This is a genomic window from Ruegeria sp. BF7 (genome assembly GCF_056538605.1).
Window position 1 is genome coordinate 256318 of the sequence record NZ_JBQFTM010000004.1, and the last position, 18555, is coordinate 274872.

The following is an 18555-nucleotide window of genomic DNA, read 5'->3' on the forward strand; positions in this document are numbered from 1 at the left end:
TTACTCCTTCTGTTGGTCTATTTGACAGACGCCGTTTTCGGCGCGGGGGTGTCAGGCTGCCGCTTGATAAGTGTGGCCCTGATCTTTTTCTGGGTTTCGGACGGGTCAGCCCCGTCCAAAGCTCTCAACATGTACTCGCCCAGCAAGCGGCTCGTTTCTTCGATCGGCACATAATAGGTGCTGGGCGGCGGTACGAAATAGCGGCTAAGCTGCAGATCGTCGGTCGAAATCACCACCAGGTCCCGGCCAACCCGAATCCCGGCGGCATGGGCGGCAGACAACACGCCCAGCGTCATCGCTTCGTTGGCGCAGATACAGGCTGTGGGGCGGTTGGACAGCCGCATCAGCGCGTCAAAACTGCGCTGCCCGGTGCGCGCCGTGGTGGGTCCGTTGAAGACCAGGGCCTTGTCCGGCGCGATCCCGCCGTTGGTCAGGGCCTGTTCATATCCGGCTTGGCGTTGACTCGCATAGATCAGCTCGGCCGGAGGGTTGACCAACGCAATACGCCGGTGACCGAGCTGTACCAGCCGCGTAGTGGCATCGAAGGCAGCGACCTGACTGTCGAAATCGACATAGGCATGGGGTGTTTTGCTGTCACTCATCCCCATGGTCACAAAGGGAAACGCGTTTTGTTGCAGATACGCGATGCGTGGATCACCGCGCAACGTACCTGAGAATATGACCCCATCAGCCAGCCCATCCTGAACGATCCGCGCCAGAACTGTCATCGCGTCCGGGATATCCGCAACGTTGAACACGCTCATTTCATAACGCGATCCCTGTAAAGCCGAAGAGATACCGGCCAGAACGCGGGTGAACTCCACCCCTTCCCATTCCTCTGCCGCGTCCGGCGACACGCTGACCAAAACGGCAACGCGGTAAGATTTGTTGGTGCGCAGTTTTAACCCGTCCATGTTGACGCGATAGCCAAGCCGGGTGGCGGCGAGCTCAATCTCCTGCCGTGTTTTTTCCCGGACCGACGCTGCCCCGCGCAGCGCGTTCGAGACGGTGCCTACGGAATATCCCGTTTCTTTCGCGATGGACTTGATCGTCGCGCGCGCCACTACCCGACCTCCGCTGCAAGCTGTCGCATCAGGAAGGTTCGCCCCGTTCGCAAGGTTTCCGCGTGGTTTAGCGTTTCGTCATGTTCAACGAACAAATCAGAGCACGGGCTGCTTGCGAGAATGCGCAGCACACGGGGCCAATCCACCACGCCCTGCCCCGGATTGCGCCAACGCTCGTCCCCCTGACCTGCCGACGGTTCTGCATCCTTGGCATGAACCGAAACAATCCGGTCGGAATAACGCTGCAACAGTATTGCCGGATCTTGCTGCGAAACCGCCAGCCACCCGATATCGGGCTGCCAGTAAAGGTTTTCATGCGACAAAATAAGGTCCAGAGGCGTTTCCCCGGGGCGTCCGGTCAGGTCAAAATCGTGATTATGGTAAGCGAGGCACGCCCCATGCGCCACCAGCCGGGTAGCCCAATCCGCCAACCGGCCCGACACGTCCATCCATCCCTCGGACGTGTCGGGCCGCGCCTCGGGTGACAGCCAAGGCATGACAGCCACCTGGCATTTCAATAGGCTCAACAGATCGAGAATCTCGTCAAACCGCGTTTCAAACTCTTCCCAGTCGAAATGGGCCGAGCGCACGGTTAAACCAGAACGTACGACCTGCCGCACCATGTCCCGAGGGGCCAGATCATGAAACCCGATCGTTTCGATATCTGTGAACCCGCAGGCACCAACCAGGTTAAGCTGGGACGCCAGATCCCCAACCTGCCGGACAGTATATAGTTGCGCTGCTATACGCATTTCCCGGGCTTATCCTGAATTGAAACGTTTCAATTAGGTTGAAACAGCTGGACCACACTTGTCAAGACAAGGGTTCAGCGGTGCATTCTTCGCCTGAGCCAGATGATTTTTCGCAATGATGTTTACCTTATCTGACGGGGATAACGATTCAGGTATTGTTAGCGCTACCATTTTTTGATATCGCCGACTTCATGAAACAGAACCAGAATGCCAAATAAACGGGCCGCAGCAGTGAATGCCCCACGTGAAACTGGAATGCCGGAGGTCAAGCTGATAGGTGGCACCCCTACCGGTCCCGCCCAACAGGTACTGATCATGCAAAACACCCGCGCTGATTTCCCCAAGGACTTCCTCTTTGGCTTTGCGACCTCTGGCGGTCACAAAAAATCCGAGCCGCAAGCCCTTGACCCTGTGCTTAAGGCCGGATTTGACTGCTATCGCTTTTCGATCATTTGGGCACATGTTCTGCCCGACGGCCAAGGATCGGTGAAACAGGCTGGGTTGGACGACTACGATCGCCTGATCGATACCCTGCTGGAACACGGCATTCGGCCCTGTGCGACGTTGTGCGGCAAGGAGCTTCCTTTGGCACTGGCCGATCTGGGGGGCTGGCGAAACCGCGATAGTACGGGCTGGCTTGCCGACTATACCGAGACCGTCATGAGCCGCATCGGTGATCGCATGTTCAGTGTTGCGCCAATAGACGCGCCTGCGTTTCTTGGCGATCTGTACCTTGATGCCACGGGCTCGTGCGACGCCCGCACCGCCGCGCGCAGGATGCATCACATGCTGCTTGCGCATGGCCGCTCAATTGAGGCAATGCGCGGGCTGGGCATGACCAATCTGGGAGTGGAAATCCCCCTAGCCTCGACCAAAAACCGTTGTCAAACCTTCAACCTGTTAAGCGGCATTTTCAACAACGCCTACCCAAATAGTACGTTGACGGATTTGGAGCAGTACCTGCCGGAGGGCTGGCAAAGCGATTTCGACACTATCAGCACCCCCATCGATTGGTGCGGGCTGAATTGTGACGCCTACGGGCAGATCGACCCCTTGGCCCTGACCCGGATCCAGAAAAAATACACGAAAGACCTGCCCATCTATCTCATCGAAACGGGCAGTTCGGAACGCCAACAGGGTTCTTCCGGGATTTTCCAGCATCTACAAACCGTGCAGAACGCTCTGGAGCAAAGCCTGCCGGTAAAAGGCTGTTTCTTCCGCACAACGGCGACAGACGTGCATACTTTGCGGCCAACGTTGGAAGGCGGCGCGGTGTCGCTGCCTCTCGCGCAGCCCACCGGTGTCATGCATGAACACTGGAACCTGGTCGCCGATATTGGCGGCACCAATACGCGACTGGGCGTGATCTCGGACGGCAAGCTGACCGACCTCCGCAAGTACCCCACAGGTGCCCTGCCCGAATTGCTCGAGGCGTTTCACAGCCTGCGCGACGAGATCGGCACAGATCCGCGCGCCGTCGTCGCCGCAGGGGCCGGGCCGGTGAAGGACGGAACCATCCGCCTGACCAACGCAAACCTCGATCTGTCCGAGAGTGATATCGGCAGGGCCACCGGCGCGCAGCATACCTTTGTGATCAATGATTTCACCGCTGCCGCATGGTCCGTTGCCGAAGTCACCGGCGACGATGTCGAAGTTCTGCAAGGAGCCACGACACCACCCCCCGGCACAAGGCTGGTGGTTGGGTCGGGCACCGGACTTGGCGTCGGCGCCCTGCTTTTTTCGGAAGGGCGTTACCACACAGCATCGGGAGAAGGAGGCCATATCGGCCTGTCGCCCCGCCACGTCGATGAGGTCGAGATTTTCCGCGCGGCCCGCCAGATCGCTCCGGATTGCTTCTTTGACGATACTCTGGTGTTAGAGGCCGAAATGTTCCTTAGCGGCACCGGTCTGCCGATCCTGTACCAAGCCGCTGGCATGGCAGCCGGTCAGGCCGATACACCAGTGCGCAGCGCCAGAGACATTCTGGATGACGCCCGCGCGCAAACAGACCCGATCGCGGTGAGAACCGCCGATATGTTCACTGCTCACTTGGGCGCGGTCATGGGCGATTTGGCCGTCGTGCTCATGCCCACCGGTGGCATTTTCCTTGTCGGCGGTGTTGCCAAAAAAAACCGCTGGCTGTTCCAACAAGCATTCCGCGACGCGTTCAACGCGGGTGGCCGGTTCAGCGATCTGCGGCGCACATTCAACCTCTATGTGTCAGAACAGGACGAATTTGGCATTGTTGGCGCTAACAATTTCTGCAAAAGTGCGCTCGCGCGGTAGACTGACCGCCCGATCCCATGAATTAGAAAGGACCCGGCATGATCTTGTGCTGCGGTGAAGCCCTGATCGACATGATCCCTACGTTGACCGCTTCGGGTGATGAGGGGTTTGTGCCCCATTCGGGCGGTGCCGTTTTCAATACGGCTGTTGCATTGGGACGACTGGGGGCACCAGCCGGGCTGCTGACAGGCTTGTCTTCGGATATGTTCGGGCAACAGCTCGCCTCGGCCCTGCAGGCCAGCCATGTGGACGACAACCATGTGATCCGCTCGGACCGCCCAACGACGATGGCCTTTGTGCAGTTGAAAGACGGGCACGCAACCTACAGCTTCATGGATGAAAACTCGGCCGGGCGGATGCTTTTGCCCGAGGACATGCCAAACCAGTTACCAGCGGTATCCGCACTGTACTTCGGCGGGATCAGCCTGGCCTGCGAACCCTGCGCGGATGCTTATGCCGCGCTTTTGGACAAACACGGGGCGGATCGGGCGGTGATGATTGATCCGAATATCCGTCCGGACTTCATCAAGGACCAGACCCGTTATCGCACCCGGCTCAACCGGATGATCGCGCAGGCGGATATCGTGAAGGTCTCGGATGAGGATCTGGACTGGATCGTCCCCGGCCCCGAAAGCATCGCCGAGAAAGTGCCTCTGCTGCTGCAGGCAGGACCGGCCGTTGTGATTGTCACCCGGGGCAGCGACGGCGCGTCTGGCTATCTGGCGGATGGATCCGAAATCTCGGTCCCCGTTCCACCGGTCGAGGTGGTGGACACGGTCGGTGCAGGCGACACATTCAACGCTGGCGTTCTGGCTGAACTCGAACGTGCGGGCCACCTAAACAAACTCGCCCTACACGCCCTAACTCCCGACCAACTGCGTGCAGCCCTCTTAAAGGGTGCGAAAGTCGCCGCCGTCACCGTATCCCGCCCCGGGGCAAATCCGCCTTGGGCGCACGAGCTTTGACCCTTGTGAGACCGACATGAAACGATCCGACATCAATGCCATCAAGACCGAGGCCGAGGCCTTTATACGCTCATTCGGTGCGGTGCTGCCGCCCTTTGCCAACTGGTCCCCCGATCAGATGCGCAGCGACAAGGCCGCCGGCATTCGCGAGCGCGGGTTGGGTTGGGATATTACCGACTACGGGCAGGGCCGCTTTGTCGAACTTGGCCTGTTCCTATTCACTCTGCGCAACGGCGAAGTGGGCGATCTGAATAACGGCCGGGGGATGCTCTATGCGGAAAAACTGTTGGTCTCACGCGACAAACAGCTGTCGCCGATGCACCGCCACATCATCAAGGCCGAGGATATCATCAACCGGGGCGGCGGCGATCTGGTGATGGAAATCTATGCCTCGGACGCCGAAGGTGGCATTGACCGCGACAATCCCGTTATCGTGCCCAGCGATGGCTGCCCGGTCACGATCAAACCCGGCGAGCTGCTACGCCTGAAACCTGGCGAAAGCGTCACCCTGATGCCTGGCATCTGGCACGCGTTCTGGGCCGAAAAGGGCGATTGTCTGATCGGTGAAGTCTCGACCGTCAATGACGACCGCACCGATAACGTGTTCGAAGATCCGATCCCGCGTTTCGCCACCATCGAAGAAGACGCCGCGCCCGATTTCCTTCTGGTCGCGGACTACTATTCCTGAAAAAAGATAAGCCCCTTTTCCTAAACCGGAAAAGCGCATTAACATGGTCCTTGAAGCCGGGGTTGAGGGTGTTAGCCTCAACCCGCGCGCACCCATTGCAAGAGGACCGGTCCCATGGTCACGAAAGCCGAGCTTGAAGCCCAGGTCGCCGATCTGCGCCGCCAATTGGACGAGCAAAAGGCGGCCAGCCAACAGGCACCTGAACCAGAGCCGCATGACACAGTGGCCGACAGAATTGCCGAAAACTTCGACAACTGGTCCGGTCAGTTGGAAGAAGCCCTGACCGAATTGGAAGACTTGCCGCAAAAACGGCCGATCCTGTTTGCGCTTGGTATTTTCACGCTTGGCTATTTGCTAGGCCGGTCCCGGTAGGAGCCCGATCATGAGCCGCATTTCCCGCAATATCTCGATCATTCTGCGCGCCGAACGGCTGATCGCGCAACGCCATGTGGCGGTGGCCGCACGTCGCACCGGTTTCTATGCCGCAGCGGGGCTGGCCGTAGGGCTGGCGGTCATCATGCTGAATGTGGCCGGGTTTCTCTGGCTGTCGGAAAGCCTGTCAAAACCGCTGGCGGCCCTGATTATGGCCGGGGCTAACCTGCTGCTAGCGCTGATCCTTGCGCTGGTGGCCAATACGCAGAACGCGCAGGCCGATACAACGGCGGCGGTGGAGCTGCGCGACATGGCCTTGCAGGACATCGAGACCGAGATCAAAGAAACCCTGTCCGAGGCGCGCGGCACCGTAGCAGGCCTCAGGCGCGACCCGCTGGGCGCGCTGACGCCCGATGTCATCAGCACGATCCTGGGGACGTTGGTCAGATACGCCCGGCGGCGAAAAAACAAGCCGGACCAATAGCGGCGTTTACATCATTCGCGCTGCGGCGCGGGCAATCACCATCTCTTCATTCGTTGGGATCGTAAGGATTCGAACACGGCTGAAGTCAGTCGACAGAACCGTGCCGCCATCGGCGTTTCTGTTGGGATCCATCTCGATCCCGATCCAGCGCATTCCCTCGCAAACCCTTTGTCGGATCTGAGCCGCGTTCTCGCCTATCCCGCCTGTAAAAACCAAGGCATCCAGTCCTTCCAGCGCGGCGGACAACGCCCCAAGTTCACGGCGTATACGGAAAACGTAGTAGTCGATCGCGCGACGCGCTTCGGGCGTTTCCGCAGCCAAAAGAGTGCGCATATCGGACGACATTCCCGACAGGCCAAGCAGGCCAGACTTGCGATAGAGCATTTCGGCGATTTCATCTGCACTCATGCCCTCCTGCTGCATCATGTAAAGCACGACACCTGGGTCCAGCTGTCCGCTGCGGGTGCCCATCGGCAATCCGTCCAGCGCAGAAAAGCCCATGGTCGAGGCAAGCGCCCGTCCACCAGAGACCGCGCACATAGATGCCCCGTTTCCCAGATGGGCGATAACCACGCGGCCGTCATACAGGCTCGGGGCAATTTCCTTCAGTTTCTGCGTGATGTAATCATAGCTCAGGCCATGAAACCCGTAACGGCGCACACCCTTGTCATAATAGCTTTGCGGCAACGCGAAAGTGTCGTTGACCCACGGGTGTGTCCGGTGAAAGGCAGTGTCGAAACAGGCAACCTGAACCGTGTCGGGAAAGGCGGCGCTGGCCGCCTGAATTCCGGCAAGGCTATAGGGTTGGTGCAGCGGGGCAAAAGGAACAAACTCGGCCAGTGTTTCAACAACTTTTTCGTCGATCTGCACGGGCTCGGAATAAACAGTTCCACCATGAACGACCCGGTGACCAATAGCGCGGATGTGAATGTCCGGAAGATACTCCTGTGCCATATCCAGAAAGGCCTGAATGGCACCATCATGCCCTTTGGCGTCGGTAAGCGGCTGGTCGACTGACCGCCCTCCGGAGGATTCCGCCAGCAGTCGAGGAGCATCCCCCAAGCGTTCAATCTGGCCATGCCACCGCATTCTGGGACGGTTGCCCTCGCCCAGTTCATACAGCCCAAATTTCAACGAAGAAGATCCGGCGTTCAACGCCAGAACATGGTCAGCCATGGATTTTACCTTTGTTCGCCCGTGCATGCAGCGCAGCAACAGCGCAAGAAGCCAGCCGCGACGCGTCATCATCCGCCCGTGATGTCAAAATGATTGGCACAGCGGCACCAACAACGATCCCCGCCGCCTCAGCGTGCGAGATATAGGTCAGCTGTTTCGCCACCATATTCCCCGCCTCGATATTCGGAGCCACCAGAATATCCGCCGCTCCGGCGACCTCTGAGGTAATGCCCTTGGTGCGCGCCGCGTTCAAATCAATCGCGTTGTCCATCGCCAGAGGGCCATCGACCAGACCGCCTGTGATCTGCCCGCGCTCGGCCATTTTCGACAGCAGCGCAGCATCCACAGACGAGGGCATATGCGGGTTGATCGTCTCAACCGCCGACAAAACGCCAACCTTCGGCGTTTCGATCCCGATGGAATGCGCCAAGTGGATAGCGTTCTGTACGATATCGGCCTTGGTTTCCAGGTCGGGGGCGATGTTGACTGCCGCATCCGTCACCATAATAGGCCGTGACATGCCAGGCACATCCATTACGAACACATGTGACAGGCGCCGCCCTGTCCGCAGCCCCCTGTCCCGACGCAACACCGCGCGTAGCAGCACATCCGTATGCAAATGCCCCTTCATCAAGGTCTGCGCCTTGCCTTCGACCACAAGGTCAACCGCGCGATGAGCAGCGATTTCATGGCTGTTGGCCTCGATGATTTCGATCCCCGACAGACTAGCACCCAGTTCGGCCGCAGCAGCGGCGATCTTGTCCGGGTCACCCAACAGGATCGGCGTGATGATGCCCTTGGCCTTGCCCAGCAGCGCACCCCCCAGCGAGTTCGGCTCTTCCGGGGCAACCACTGCGGTGGGCATCGGGTCCATCGGCTCGGCCTGTGCGATCAGCGCGTCGAAGTGACGGTGGCGCTGAACGATCAGGCCGGGCACCTCCACCGAGTCGAAGGTCATGTGCTTGGCTGGCGGCGTCACCTGAACCTCGCCGCTGAGAACCAGAGCATTATCGCCGACGCGGCGCACTTCGGCGGCACACAGCAAATCACCATCCTCGCGCTTTTCAGTCACGGTGACAAAAGCGGTAACTTCGTCGCCGGCAATAACGGGCAGGTGGAAAGACAGGTTCGCCCATCGAGTCTGCGTTCCCGCGCCGGGCAGGATGTTACCCAGAACCGCCGCGATCAGACCAGCCGGCCACAGGGCCGGGGCAACTGCCTCGGGGCGGCCGTCGCCATCGCCGTCGTAGCCAGCCAAATGCAGCGGGTTGTGATCGCCCGATGCCGAAGCAAAAGCGTAAAGGTCGTCGATCGTACACAGGCGCGTCACCTGCGCTTCGTCGCCTTCTTCCACCTGCGCGTAAGTGCGGTTTTCTTCTATCTTCATTGCTGTTTGGCCTTGTTCACTGCAGCAGCCTTGCGCGCCCGGGATTTGGGGGCAGGCTTGGTCGTGGCATCGGATTTCTTTTCAACCTCAGCAAGATCGAGTGTCTCGTACAGCGCCTGCGCCATCCCTACAAGTTCGGGCGACGGGTCCGGGATATCGCCCAGAACACGCTTGATCAGATCCACAGCCTGTTTTCTTTCAGACGCACGCGGCAGCAGATCGGGCAACGAGTCCATCGCGCCCTGTTCGTCAAAGGTCACGATCACGGTCTGTTCGTGCAGCATCCGCTGACGTTGTTCGACAGTCAGATTCTTGAAGGGTGCTTCATTCCTGAACACATGTGCCCATCGGTGCAGAATCTCGGCCCGGAAGCTCTGATTGCTGGCACCCAGCAGGATCAGCAGGCGGATCACAGCCTCGGGCAGGCCGCCCTGTTTCATATGCGCCAGCGCAGCCTCGACCTGCGGCAACGAGCGGAGGGATTCAGGGTCTGGCAAGGTGCGGTGCGCCGCGTATTTCTTACCGAACCAGGTCGCCAGTGGCCCACCCCAGAGCGTAAAGAACGCGGCCTCATACCACGCATCGCGCAGGTCCCGGTTCAGGTCCATGACTTGTTCGATCCAGTCAGCGGTCAGTTTCTCAAGCTCAAGGAAAGGATTGTCCGGCGCGGCAGGTTCGCGCTGCTCGCGCACTGTATCGGCCAGATGCTCCACGCCCTTCATCACAGGGTTCGCAGAGGACATGGCGGCCCGCTGCACCCGTAAAGGATGCAGCTCGCGCAGGGCTTTCGCCCCCATCGGCATTGACAGCGACCGCACAGCAGGACGCCCGAAGGTTTCATAGACGTTGGCCTGTACCTCGGACATATGGGCCACGGCGGCAAAGCTGGCTTCGTCCTCCTGCCCATCGTCCAGCGCGGCCACATCTTCCAAAGTACGGTCATAGAACCGAACCTCAAACCGTTTGTCCTGACCTTCTCCTTCTATGTTCTCGATCACCATCTCATAGAGACCTGGCGCCATCGCTTCGACCGTTTCCAGAGTCGAGGCCAGCTCGGTATGCTCCTTGCGCGCCACTTTGGACGAAACAAAAATGCCCAGATGGCCGACCTCGTCATGCAGCATGTAGATGATCCGCTGCCCGCGCAGACGAATTTCCTCTTCGTCGGCATAAGTGGCGGCGATCCAGTTCAGCGCCTGCTGCGGTGGAGTGATGTTATCGCCCTGGCTGGCGAAGACAAAGATCGGGCCCTTTATCTCCTTGATGTCCACCGGAACACCTGGCTCCAACTGCGCGGTGTTCTTGACCAACCGGTTTCCGACAAACAGCTGCTCGACAATCCAGTGGATTTCTGCCTCGTTCAGGATGAAATAGCCACCCCACCAGCGTTCAAAGTCGATGAAGCGTTTCCAGCCCGCTTCGGGGTCGCGATAGAGGTCGAAATACTTGCCGAAATAGTTCCGGCTGGGGTTCAACTGTTCGAAGTTCATCACAAGATTAGCACCGTCGAACGTGCCCGCACCCAGGTCGGACCACAGCATCGGTTGCCACGTGCCCCCCAGAACGCCGGCGTTGTAGCGCATGGGGTTCTCGCCCACCTCGCCTGACCATGGCGCAACCGGCGCACCGTTCAGGATCAACGGCCCGGTCAGGTCCGGATTGCAGGCGGCCATCAGCAAGGTGGCCCACCCGCCCTGACAGTTCCCCGTCACCACGGGCTGAGGGCTGTCCGGGTGGCGCGCCCGCACGGTGCGGACAAAACCGGCCTCGGCGTGCATGATATCGGCAAGGGTCTGGCCGGGCACCGGATCACGCCCAAAACTAACGAAATACACCGGATGGCCTTTCGACAGGGCAACGCCCACCTGACTGTCCGGCTTGAAACCCCCGATCCCACCACCATGACCCGCGCGCGGATCAATGATGATATAGGGGCGTTTCGTATCCACAACTGTCACACCCTTGGGCGGCAGGATGCGCAGCAATTGGTAATTGCAGGCGCGTTTCAGGGACTTTCCGTCGACTATGATCTCGTAGTCATAAACCAGTACCGGGGGGCAGCCTGCAGCCTCATGCTCCAGAAACACATCGCCACGTTCGCGCAGCGCGTCCATGGTCAACACCACCCGCTGCGAGGCGTCCTTCAGATAGGCCGCCCAGTCTTTTGCCACGGATTGCGAACCCACAAGGTGCTGCGACACATCGGCAAATCCCTGTATCAGGTCACGGGTGCGTTCCGAGTGAGTTTCGGCGATCTTTGTCGACTGCAACCGCACAGATTTGGCCAGCAGGTGCCACTGCACCCCCGACTGATCCAGCGCACGGGTCACAATATCAAACGTCCGGTCCTGTACCGCTGCCGCATCCTGCGCCATCTCTGAACCTAGTTTCAGCGAGGTCTTCTGGACATTCGAAAACATGAGCCTCTTCCTTTCCCAGTCCGGTTTCAGGCGTTGACACCTTTCGCCAATGGCAGGTGATAGGCGAGGCCGAGGACAACCGCTCTGGTTCCGTCCAGTCTGAACATTCAGCCCGCCCTTCCGTGCATTCTGCAATGCAGCATACTGAGTTTCGATATGGGACTCAAACTCAATGCCGCAATGCCGCATAGCAAGAAAAATTGACAATGGTGTTTTGCCCTCGGCAGGGGAGTTTAGGCGGATTCTTCGCTAGAACCGCTGCGAACCGTTGACCCATTCTTCCCCTCGCAACCGCAGCGGCAATCCGGAACAATCAGAGGTATACAAAGCGATGAAAAATAAAGCTCTCGTTTATGATCTGGATCAAAATTCATCACCTTTAGAAACGCTATTGAGGTACCGTAGAAAAAGAATCAAACGCGAACAGTCCAGCCGAATGAGCCAGATGACGAGCCGCCGGGCGTTTCTAAGCGCCAGCATGTTCCGGGAGGACAGTAATACTGTTCGACCGCCGGGTTCGGCCGCGCCGGGCTTTGTGGATCAGTGCTCCAAATGCGGAGACTGCGCCGAGGCCTGCCCCGAGAACGTGATTGCGATTGGCCAGGATGGTTTTCCGGTGTTTCAGCCCGGCGGCGATCCCTGTACGTTCTGTGGCGATTGCGCCAAGGCCTGTCCGACGGATGCCCTGCAAATCGAACGCCTGGCCGACTGGTCTTGGCGCGCAGCCATTCAGGATGCCTCGTGCTTGTCCATGAACGGCGTCAGCTGCCGCATCTGTCAGGACAATTGCGAGCAGAATGCCATCCGGTTCAGGCTGCAACTGGGCGGACGGGCGGAACCCGCACTGGATGCTGAGACCTGCAATGGATGCGGTGCCTGCGTGGCGCTCTGCCCTGTCGATGCTGTCGCGTTTGAACGTCGGCCCATAACTCAAACGGAAACGGTTCAATGAATATCTGCGGTTGCCTTGCACATGTCGCACAAGAACAGACTGACGCCGCCGCGCAAACGATGCGGGACACGCCGGGCGTCGAAGTTCATGCCCAGGCAGAAGATGGCCGTTTCGTCATCGTTGTCGAAGACACACCCGACCGCCTTGCGTCCGAGATCATCATGGATCTGCATCAGATCCCCGGAGTGATTTCACTGACGCTGACTTATCATCATTTCGAGGATCTCGCGGAAAGCGCTCCGCATCCCGAGGCCCCAAGCCAAACCACCAGCCGGAGGCTCACGCTATGACTACTTCAGAATCTCGCCGGACATTTCTCAAGGCCTCAGCGGCCGCTGCCACTGCGTCAGCCGCAGGCATCCCTCTGGCCACCGGTCAGGCCAATGCGCAAACCGGGGCCCCCGATATCCGCTGGGACAAGGCGGCCTGCCGCTTCTGCGGCACAGGTTGCTCGGTTCTGGTCGGCACAAAGGACGGCCGTGTTGTGGCCACCCAAGGCGACCCGGACGCGCCGGTCAACCGCGGCCTGAACTGCATCAAGGGCTATTTCCTGTCTAAAATCATGTACGGCAAGGACCGCCTGACGACGCCGCTGCTGCGTAAATCGAACGGCGTCTATGACAAGAACGGTGAATTCGAGCCAGTCAGCTGGGACGAAGCCTTCGACGTCATGGCCGCAAAATGGAAAGAGGCTCTGGCCAAGAAAGGCCCTACCAGCGTCGGCATGTTCGGCTCTGGCCAATGGACGGTCTGGGAAGGTTATGCCGCCGCCAAGATGATGAAGGCCGGGTTCCGGTCGAACAACATTGACCCCAACGCACGCCACTGCATGGCTTCGGCCGTTGTCGGCTTTATCCGAACCTTCGGCATCGACGAGCCGATGGGCTGCTATGACGATCTCGAGCACGCGGACACCTTCGTGCTCTGGGGTTCTAACATGGCCGAGATGCACCCGATCCTGTGGTCGCGCCTGACTGACACCCGCCTGACCAAACCGGGATGTGAGGTGCATGTACTGTCGACCTTTGAACACCGCTCGTTCGAATTGGCCGACAACGGCATGGTCTTCAACCCGCAGACCGACCTGGCGATCCTGAACTATATCGCCAACTACATCATCCAGACCGGCGCGGTGAACGAAGAGTTCGTCAAAAACCACGTCAACATCACCAAAACCGCTACCGATATCGGTTATGGCCTGCGCGACAGCCACCCGCTGCAGCAAGAGGCCGCCAACCCCAATGTCGGCAAGATGGAACCGATCAGCTTTGAAGAATATGCCGAAGCGGTCGCGCCATACACACTGGAATACACCGCAGAACTTTCGGGCGTGCCCGCCGACCGGCTGGAAAAACTGGCCAAGCAATATGCCGACCCGAACCGCAAGGTCATGAGCCTGTGGACCATGGGCTTCAACCAGCACACCCGCGGGTCGTGGGTGAACTCGCTGATGTACAACGTGCACCTGCTTGTCGGTAAGATTTCGGAACCGGGCAACTCGCCCTTCTCGCTGACCGGTCAGCCCTCGGCCTGCGGCACCGCGCGTGAGGTTGGCACCTTTGCCCACCGTCTGCCCGCCGACATGGTCGTGATGAACGACAAACACCGTGAAATCTGCGAAACCGCCTGGAACGTACCCGCAGGCACCATTCCGGCCAAGCCCGGCTTCCACGCAGTGCTGCAGCACCGCAAACTGAAAGATGGCGACCTGAATGCCTATTGGGTGCAGTGCACCAACAACATGCAGGCCGCGCCCAACATCAACGAAGAAGGCTATCCCGGCTATCGCAACCCGGAAAACTTCATCGCCGTATCCGACCCCTATCCGACAGTCACAGCCGTTTCCGCCGACCTGATCCTGCCCACCGCAATGTGGGTCGAAAAGGAAGGCGCCTATGGCAACGCCGAACGCCGCACCCAGTTCTGGCGGCAGCAGGTCAAAGCACCGGGCGAGGCCAAGTCGGACCTGTGGCAGGTCATGGAATTTTCGAAACGCTTTACCGTAGAAGAAGTCTGGGGCGAGGAACTGCTGGCCACCATGCCGGAGCATCGCGGCAAGACCATGTATGAGGTGCTGTTCGCCAATGGTGCGATCGACAAATACCCCCTGTCCGAGACCGCCGAAGGCTTTGACAATGACGAATCCGAGCATTTCGGCTATTACGTCCAGAAGGGCTTGTTCGAGGAATACGCCGAATTCGGGCGCGGCCATGCGCATGATCTGGCCCCGTTCGAAACCTATCACGAGGCCCGCGGCCTGCGCTGGCCGGTCGTGGACGGGAAAGAGACGCTCTATCGCTTCCGCGAGGGCTATGACCCCTATGTGCCCGAAGGCGCAGGCGTGAAGTTCTACGGCAAGAAGGATGGCAAGGCCAATATCATCTTTGCCCCCTACGAGCCCGCCGCCGAGGAGCCGGATGAAGAATATGATCTGTGGCTGTGTACCGGTCGCGTGCTGGAACACTGGCATTCAGGCTCGATGACGCGCCGGGTACCGGAACTGCACCGCGCCTACCCGAACGCAGTCGTCTATATGCACCCGCAGGACGCCAAGGATCGGGGTCTGCGGCGCGGTCAGGAAATCGTTCTGTCGACGCGTCGCGGCGAGGTCACCAGCCGGGTCGAGACCCGCGGGCGCAACAAGGCACCGCGCGGTCTGGTCTTCATGCCGTGGTTCGACGAGCATCAGCTGACCAACAAGCTGACGCTGGACGCAACCTGCCCGCTGTCGAAAGAAACCGACTTCAAGAAATGCGCGTGTAAGGTAGAACGCGCGTAACCGGGAAGGATCGCAAAGGTAGTCCCCATGTCCCTGACCGGTACTCCTATCTCGCCGCAACGGCGCCGATTCCTGCAGGATTCGGCACGCGCGGCAGGCGGCTGCGTGGTCGCCGGGTCGTTGCTGGCCTGGTTGGCCCGCGATGCCCGCGCGCTGCCGGCCGAGGCATTGCGCCCGCCCGGCGCGTTGCCGGAACAGGAGTTCCTGTCGGCCTGCATCCGCTGTGGGCTATGCGTGCGGGACTGCCCTTACGACACCTTGAAACTGGCCGAACTTGGGGCCGATGCCGTTGCAACTGGCACGCCCTATTTCACGGCGCGCGACGTGCCGTGTGAAATGTGCGACGACATACCTTGCGTCGCCGCCTGCCCCACCGGTGCGCTGGACCCGGGGCTGGACAATATCGATGACGCAGAAATGGGCGTGGCGGTTCTGGTCGACCAGGAGAACTGCCTGAACTTCCTCGGGCTGCGCTGCGACGTCTGTTATCGTGTTTGCCCTGTCATTGATGAGGCGATTACGTTGGAAACCGCACACAATGACCGCTCTGGTCACCATGCGATGTTCATTCCGACTGTCCATGCGGATCGTTGTACTGGTTGCGGCATGTGCGAAAAAAGCTGCGTTCTGCCCGAAGCTGCGATCAAGGTTCTGCCCACAAGACTGGCGCGCGGCAGCAGTGCGGACCACTACCGCAAAGGCTGGGAAGAAAAAGAGACCCATGGCGGCCCGCTTGTGGACGGCCTCATCGACCTGCCCGACCGCCTGCCGGGGCCGGGCACGGACAATCTGGCCACACCGGGTGGTTTCGCTCCCACCTATGATCTTCCGGGGGTAGGACAATGAGCGCCCGCACCCACCTGCCGGTCGGACAGGAGGCCAAGGCCACCAAAGGTTGGATCGGCGCGCACCGTTATTTGCTGCTACGCCGAACAAGTCAGCTGTTCTTTCTGGCCCTGTTCCTGCTGGGCCCCTGGTTCGGCATCTGGGTCGTACAGGGCACACTTGCGGGATCGCTGACCCTTGGCGTGCTGCCTCTGACCGATCCTCTGGTTCTGTTGCAGAGCATCGTGGCCGGGCATTGGCCCGAACTGACAGCGCTGATTGGTGGAGTAATCGTACTGGTCGCCTATGCGCTGATCGGCGGCCGCGTCTATTGTTCCTGGGTCTGCCCGATCAACCCGGTGACCGACGCGGCAAACTGGCTGCACCGCCGGCTGGATTTGCCGAAAGGCTGGCAACCAAAACGCAACACCCGTCTTTGGATTTTGGCGACAGTTCTGATCGTCTCGGGCCTGACCGGCGTGATCGCGTGGGAGTTGGTTAACCCGATCACCATGCTGCACCGCGGGCTGATCTTCGGCGCCGGATTTGTCTGGGCGCTGATTGCTGCGATCTTCGTATTTGACCTGGTCGTCGCGCGCCACGGCTGGTGCGGCCATATCTGCCCGGTCGGCGCCTTCTATGGCCTGATCGGCAGCAAAAGCCTGCTGCGTGTCAGCGCCGCCAATCGGACGGCCTGCGATGACTGCATGGATTGCTATGCGGTTTGCCCCGAAAACCAGATCATTTCGCCCGCATTGAAGGGCAAGCCCGGCACGACGCCGCTGATCCTGTCGCCGGACTGCACAAATTGCGGTCGCTGCATCGATGTATGCGCCGTCGACGTCTTCAAATTTACTCACCGGTTCGACGACCACGTCGTCGCACCTTCCGATCCAGTTCCCGCGCCTGAGCCGCGCGAAGCCAGACCTATCTAAGGGAGTGCCAAGATGAAAAAATCAATCGTGACAGGCGGAATTACCCTGATCCCCGTTTTGCTCCTGAGCGGGTTCGCCCTTGCCCAGTCAGCCCAGGTAGAAACCCTGCGCGGGGCGGAGGTGGATGAACCCATCCCCCTGCACCAGATCCACAAGGATGTCGAAGGGCGGATGCAGCGCAACTATCGTCAACAACCGCCACTGATCCCGCATTCGGTCGAGCAGTACCAGATCGACGTGCGCACCAATCAATGCCTTTCCTGCCATGACTGGACCAAAGCCGGCGACCGCAACGCGCCGACTCTGTCGATGACCCATTATCTGGATCGCGACGGCAACGAGTTGGACCAAGTCGCAGGCACCCGGTATTTCTGCAACCAGTGCCACGTGCCTCAGGCGGATGCTCCTGCGTTGGTCGACAACGTTTTTGAACCCTCGTCCGGCAACTAATCCAACGCAAGTCTGAAAGGAGCACCAACATGGCAGACTCCCCCGAAAAACGCGGATGGATAGGCCGCATCTGGAACGCAATCTGGACACCGGCTGTCATGTTCAGCTCGGGCTTTTTGATCTTGGCAGGATTTCTGGCCGGTATCCTGTTCTGGGGCGGGTTCCACTGGACGCTGGAACTGACCAATACTGAGGAATTCTGTACCTCGTGCCACACGATGGAAACCAACCTGGGCGAGTATCGCGAGACGATCCATTACAATAACCACTCGGGCGTGCGCGCGATCTGTTCCGACTGCCACGTGCCGCATGAGTGGAACCACAAGATCAAGGCCAAGATCATGGCCGTCAAGGACGTCTACCACGAGCTGGCAGGCACTATCAGCACGCCTGAAAAATACGAAGAGCACCGGCTGAGCATGGCCTCGGCCGTCTGGAAAAAGATGAAGGCGTCAGACAGCCGCGAATGCCGCAACTGTCACAATTTCGACTACATGGACTTTACCATCCAGGAAACCCGTGCCGCGTCTGAACACCAGCGCGCAATCGACAACAACATGACCTGCATCGACTGTCACCAGGGCATCGCACACACACTGCCGCCGAACTACCTTGAGACCTATCAGCAGATCACCGAGGAACTGGCCGGCGCGCCCTCGGGCAAGCTTCAGCACCAGGTGGCGGATGGCAGCGCTGAAATCCGGTCATTCTTGACCAATCAGGCGGAATAAGAGGGGCAAGATATGCTGGAACTTCTGGGAACAATCGGGGCCAACATTATCAGCCTGCCAGGTATTCTGGGCCTTGCGCTGGGAATGATGACACGGCGTGTGTGGCTGGGCGGCCTGATGGGTGGCGCAGTCGGCGTGATGGAAACGCTTGTCTTTGCCCATTGGAACTTTGCCAATGTCGAGACGATTGAGCTTTTGATTGCGGTTGTCGTCGGTCTGTGCGCGGGTTCGCTGGGCTCAGCCATCCGCATCAAGGGCACAACAGCGTAAAATTTCGGACCTGTTCAAT

General features: G+C 59.6%; 18 protein-coding genes. 13 read left to right on the forward strand and 5 right to left on the reverse strand.

Going from position 1 to position 18555, the window contains the following annotated elements; genetic code table 11:
• Positions 1–17: 17 nt before the first annotated feature.
• Positions 18–1064, reverse strand: coding sequence for a LacI family DNA-binding transcriptional regulator (locus tag ACR0IK_RS11890; RefSeq protein ID WP_480591438.1), 1047 nt, complete (start codon positions 1062–1064; stop codon positions 18–20).
• Positions 1064–1816 carry a sugar phosphate isomerase/epimerase family protein gene (locus ACR0IK_RS11895; protein ID WP_480641637.1) on the reverse strand — a complete coding sequence of 251 codons (753 nt, stop codon included), beginning with the start codon at positions 1814–1816 and terminating at the stop codon, positions 1064–1066. The genes ACR0IK_RS11890 and ACR0IK_RS11895 overlap by 1 nt, the downstream gene beginning before the upstream one ends.
• 207 nt (positions 1817–2023) lie before the next feature.
• Between ACR0IK_RS11895 and ACR0IK_RS11900 the strand changes: the two genes are divergently transcribed.
• The 5 genes from ACR0IK_RS11900 to ACR0IK_RS11920 all read left to right on the forward strand — a co-directional run bounded on the left by ACR0IK_RS11900 (position 2024) and on the right by ACR0IK_RS11920 (position 6611).
• A complete protein-coding gene (locus tag ACR0IK_RS11900) occupies positions 2024–4102 on the forward strand; it encodes a family 1 glycosylhydrolase (protein ID WP_480641638.1) in 2079 nt (692 codons plus the stop codon).
• A gap of 38 nt (positions 4103–4140) precedes the next feature.
• Entirely contained in the window at positions 4141–5067 is a 927-nt protein-coding gene (locus ACR0IK_RS11905) for a carbohydrate kinase family protein (protein WP_480641639.1), read from the forward strand.
• 16 nt (positions 5068–5083) lie between these two features.
• On the forward strand, positions 5084–5755 hold the full coding sequence (locus ACR0IK_RS11910) for a D-lyxose/D-mannose family sugar isomerase (RefSeq protein WP_480641640.1): 672 nt from the start codon (positions 5084–5086) through the stop codon (positions 5753–5755).
• A 114-nt stretch (positions 5756–5869) separates the two neighbouring features.
• Entirely contained in the window at positions 5870–6127 is a 258-nt protein-coding gene (locus ACR0IK_RS11915; RefSeq protein ID WP_480591456.1) for a hypothetical protein, read from the forward strand.
• Positions 6128–6137: 10 nt separating this feature from the next.
• A complete protein-coding gene (locus ACR0IK_RS11920) occupies positions 6138–6611 on the forward strand; it encodes a hypothetical protein (protein WP_480641641.1) in 474 nt (157 codons plus the stop codon).
• Between the two features lie 6 nt (positions 6612–6617).
• Here ACR0IK_RS11920 and ACR0IK_RS11925 read toward each other — a convergent pair whose 3' ends face one another.
• The 3 genes from ACR0IK_RS11925 to ACR0IK_RS11935 are packed head-to-tail and all read right to left on the reverse strand — an operon-like array spanning position 6618 to position 11594.
• A complete protein-coding gene (locus ACR0IK_RS11925) occupies positions 6618–7787 on the reverse strand; it encodes an acetate/propionate family kinase (RefSeq protein WP_480641642.1) in 1170 nt (389 codons plus the stop codon).
• Entirely contained in the window at positions 7780–9174 is a 1395-nt protein-coding gene (locus ACR0IK_RS11930) for a bifunctional enoyl-CoA hydratase/phosphate acetyltransferase (protein ID WP_480641643.1), read from the reverse strand. Before ACR0IK_RS11930 ends, ACR0IK_RS11925 begins: the two co-directional genes overlap by 8 nt.
• Positions 9171–11594: a DUF3141 domain-containing protein gene (locus ACR0IK_RS11935; protein WP_480641644.1), complete on the reverse strand. Its 2424-nt coding sequence runs from the start codon at positions 11592–11594 to the stop codon at positions 9171–9173. The genes ACR0IK_RS11930 and ACR0IK_RS11935 overlap by 4 nt, the downstream gene beginning before the upstream one ends.
• Positions 11595–12030: 436 nt before the next feature.
• On the opposite strand from ACR0IK_RS11935, the gene napF reads away from it, so the two are divergent.
• The 8 genes from napF to ACR0IK_RS11975 are packed head-to-tail and all read left to right on the forward strand — an operon-like array spanning position 12031 to position 18536.
• Positions 12031–12546, forward strand: coding sequence for a ferredoxin-type protein NapF (gene napF, locus ACR0IK_RS11940; protein ID WP_480641645.1), 516 nt, complete (start codon positions 12031–12033; stop codon positions 12544–12546).
• Positions 12543–12836: a chaperone NapD gene (locus ACR0IK_RS11945; protein ID WP_170326570.1), complete on the forward strand. Its 294-nt coding sequence runs from the start codon at positions 12543–12545 to the stop codon at positions 12834–12836. Before napF ends, ACR0IK_RS11945 begins: the two co-directional genes overlap by 4 nt.
• Positions 12833–15325 carry a nitrate reductase catalytic subunit NapA gene (gene napA, locus ACR0IK_RS11950; protein WP_480641646.1) on the forward strand — a complete coding sequence of 831 codons (2493 nt, stop codon included), beginning with the start codon at positions 12833–12835 and terminating at the stop codon, positions 15323–15325. The genes ACR0IK_RS11945 and napA overlap by 4 nt, the downstream gene beginning before the upstream one ends.
• Positions 15326–15352: 27 nt before the next feature.
• The gene (napG, locus tag ACR0IK_RS11955) at positions 15353–16171 is read left to right on the forward strand and encodes a ferredoxin-type protein NapG (RefSeq protein ID WP_480641647.1); all 819 of its coding nucleotides are present in this window, start codon (positions 15353–15355) and stop codon (positions 16169–16171) included.
• Positions 16168–17085 (forward strand): quinol dehydrogenase ferredoxin subunit NapH, encoded by a 918-nt coding sequence (napH, locus tag ACR0IK_RS11960; RefSeq protein WP_480641648.1) that lies wholly within the window; start codon positions 16168–16170, stop codon positions 17083–17085. The genes napG and napH overlap by 4 nt, the downstream gene beginning before the upstream one ends.
• A 12-nt stretch (positions 17086–17097) precedes the next feature.
• Positions 17098–17535 carry a nitrate reductase cytochrome c-type subunit gene (locus tag ACR0IK_RS11965; protein WP_480591483.1) on the forward strand — a complete coding sequence of 146 codons (438 nt, stop codon included), beginning with the start codon at positions 17098–17100 and terminating at the stop codon, positions 17533–17535.
• Positions 17536–17564: 29 nt separating this feature from the next.
• On the forward strand, positions 17565–18266 hold the full coding sequence (locus ACR0IK_RS11970; protein WP_480591485.1) for a NapC/NirT family cytochrome c: 702 nt from the start codon (positions 17565–17567) through the stop codon (positions 18264–18266).
• Between the two features lie 12 nt (positions 18267–18278).
• The gene (locus tag ACR0IK_RS11975) at positions 18279–18536 is read left to right on the forward strand and encodes a hypothetical protein (RefSeq protein WP_480591488.1); all 258 of its coding nucleotides are present in this window, start codon (positions 18279–18281) and stop codon (positions 18534–18536) included.
• Positions 18537–18555 lie beyond the last annotated feature (19 nt).

What these genes read in the sequence shown, in the direction of transcription:
- ACR0IK_RS11895 (WP_480641637.1), bottom strand. Translation starts at nt 1,816, where the DNA reads ATGCGTATAGCAGCGCAACTATATACTGTCCGGCAGGTTGGGGATCTG.
- ACR0IK_RS11900 (WP_480641638.1), top strand. Translation starts at nt 2,024, where the DNA reads ATGCCAAATAAACGGGCCGCAGCAGTGAATGCCCCACGTGAAACTGGA.
- ACR0IK_RS11905 (WP_480641639.1), top strand. Translation starts at nt 4,141, where the DNA reads ATGATCTTGTGCTGCGGTGAAGCCCTGATCGACATGATCCCTACGTTG.
- ACR0IK_RS11910 (WP_480641640.1), top strand. Translation starts at nt 5,084, where the DNA reads ATGAAACGATCCGACATCAATGCCATCAAGACCGAGGCCGAGGCCTTT.
- ACR0IK_RS11915 (WP_480591456.1), top strand. Translation starts at nt 5,870, where the DNA reads ATGGTCACGAAAGCCGAGCTTGAAGCCCAGGTCGCCGATCTGCGCCGC.
- ACR0IK_RS11920 (WP_480641641.1), top strand. Translation starts at nt 6,138, where the DNA reads ATGAGCCGCATTTCCCGCAATATCTCGATCATTCTGCGCGCCGAACGG.
- ACR0IK_RS11925 (WP_480641642.1), bottom strand. Translation starts at nt 7,787, where the DNA reads ATGGCTGACCATGTTCTGGCGTTGAACGCCGGATCTTCTTCGTTGAAA.
- ACR0IK_RS11930 (WP_480641643.1), bottom strand. Translation starts at nt 9,174, where the DNA reads ATGAAGATAGAAGAAAACCGCACTTACGCGCAGGTGGAAGAAGGCGAC.
- ACR0IK_RS11935 (WP_480641644.1), bottom strand. Translation starts at nt 11,594, where the DNA reads ATGTTTTCGAATGTCCAGAAGACCTCGCTGAAACTAGGTTCAGAGATG.
- napF (WP_480641645.1), top strand. Translation starts at nt 12,031, where the DNA reads ATGAGCCAGATGACGAGCCGCCGGGCGTTTCTAAGCGCCAGCATGTTC.
- ACR0IK_RS11945 (WP_170326570.1), top strand. Translation starts at nt 12,543, where the DNA reads ATGAATATCTGCGGTTGCCTTGCACATGTCGCACAAGAACAGACTGAC.
- napA (WP_480641646.1), top strand. Translation starts at nt 12,833, where the DNA reads ATGACTACTTCAGAATCTCGCCGGACATTTCTCAAGGCCTCAGCGGCC.
- napG (WP_480641647.1), top strand. Translation starts at nt 15,353, where the DNA reads ATGTCCCTGACCGGTACTCCTATCTCGCCGCAACGGCGCCGATTCCTG.
- napH (WP_480641648.1), top strand. Translation starts at nt 16,168, where the DNA reads ATGAGCGCCCGCACCCACCTGCCGGTCGGACAGGAGGCCAAGGCCACC.
- ACR0IK_RS11965 (WP_480591483.1), top strand. Translation starts at nt 17,098, where the DNA reads ATGAAAAAATCAATCGTGACAGGCGGAATTACCCTGATCCCCGTTTTG.
- ACR0IK_RS11970 (WP_480591485.1), top strand. Translation starts at nt 17,565, where the DNA reads ATGGCAGACTCCCCCGAAAAACGCGGATGGATAGGCCGCATCTGGAAC.
- ACR0IK_RS11975 (WP_480591488.1), top strand. Translation starts at nt 18,279, where the DNA reads ATGCTGGAACTTCTGGGAACAATCGGGGCCAACATTATCAGCCTGCCA.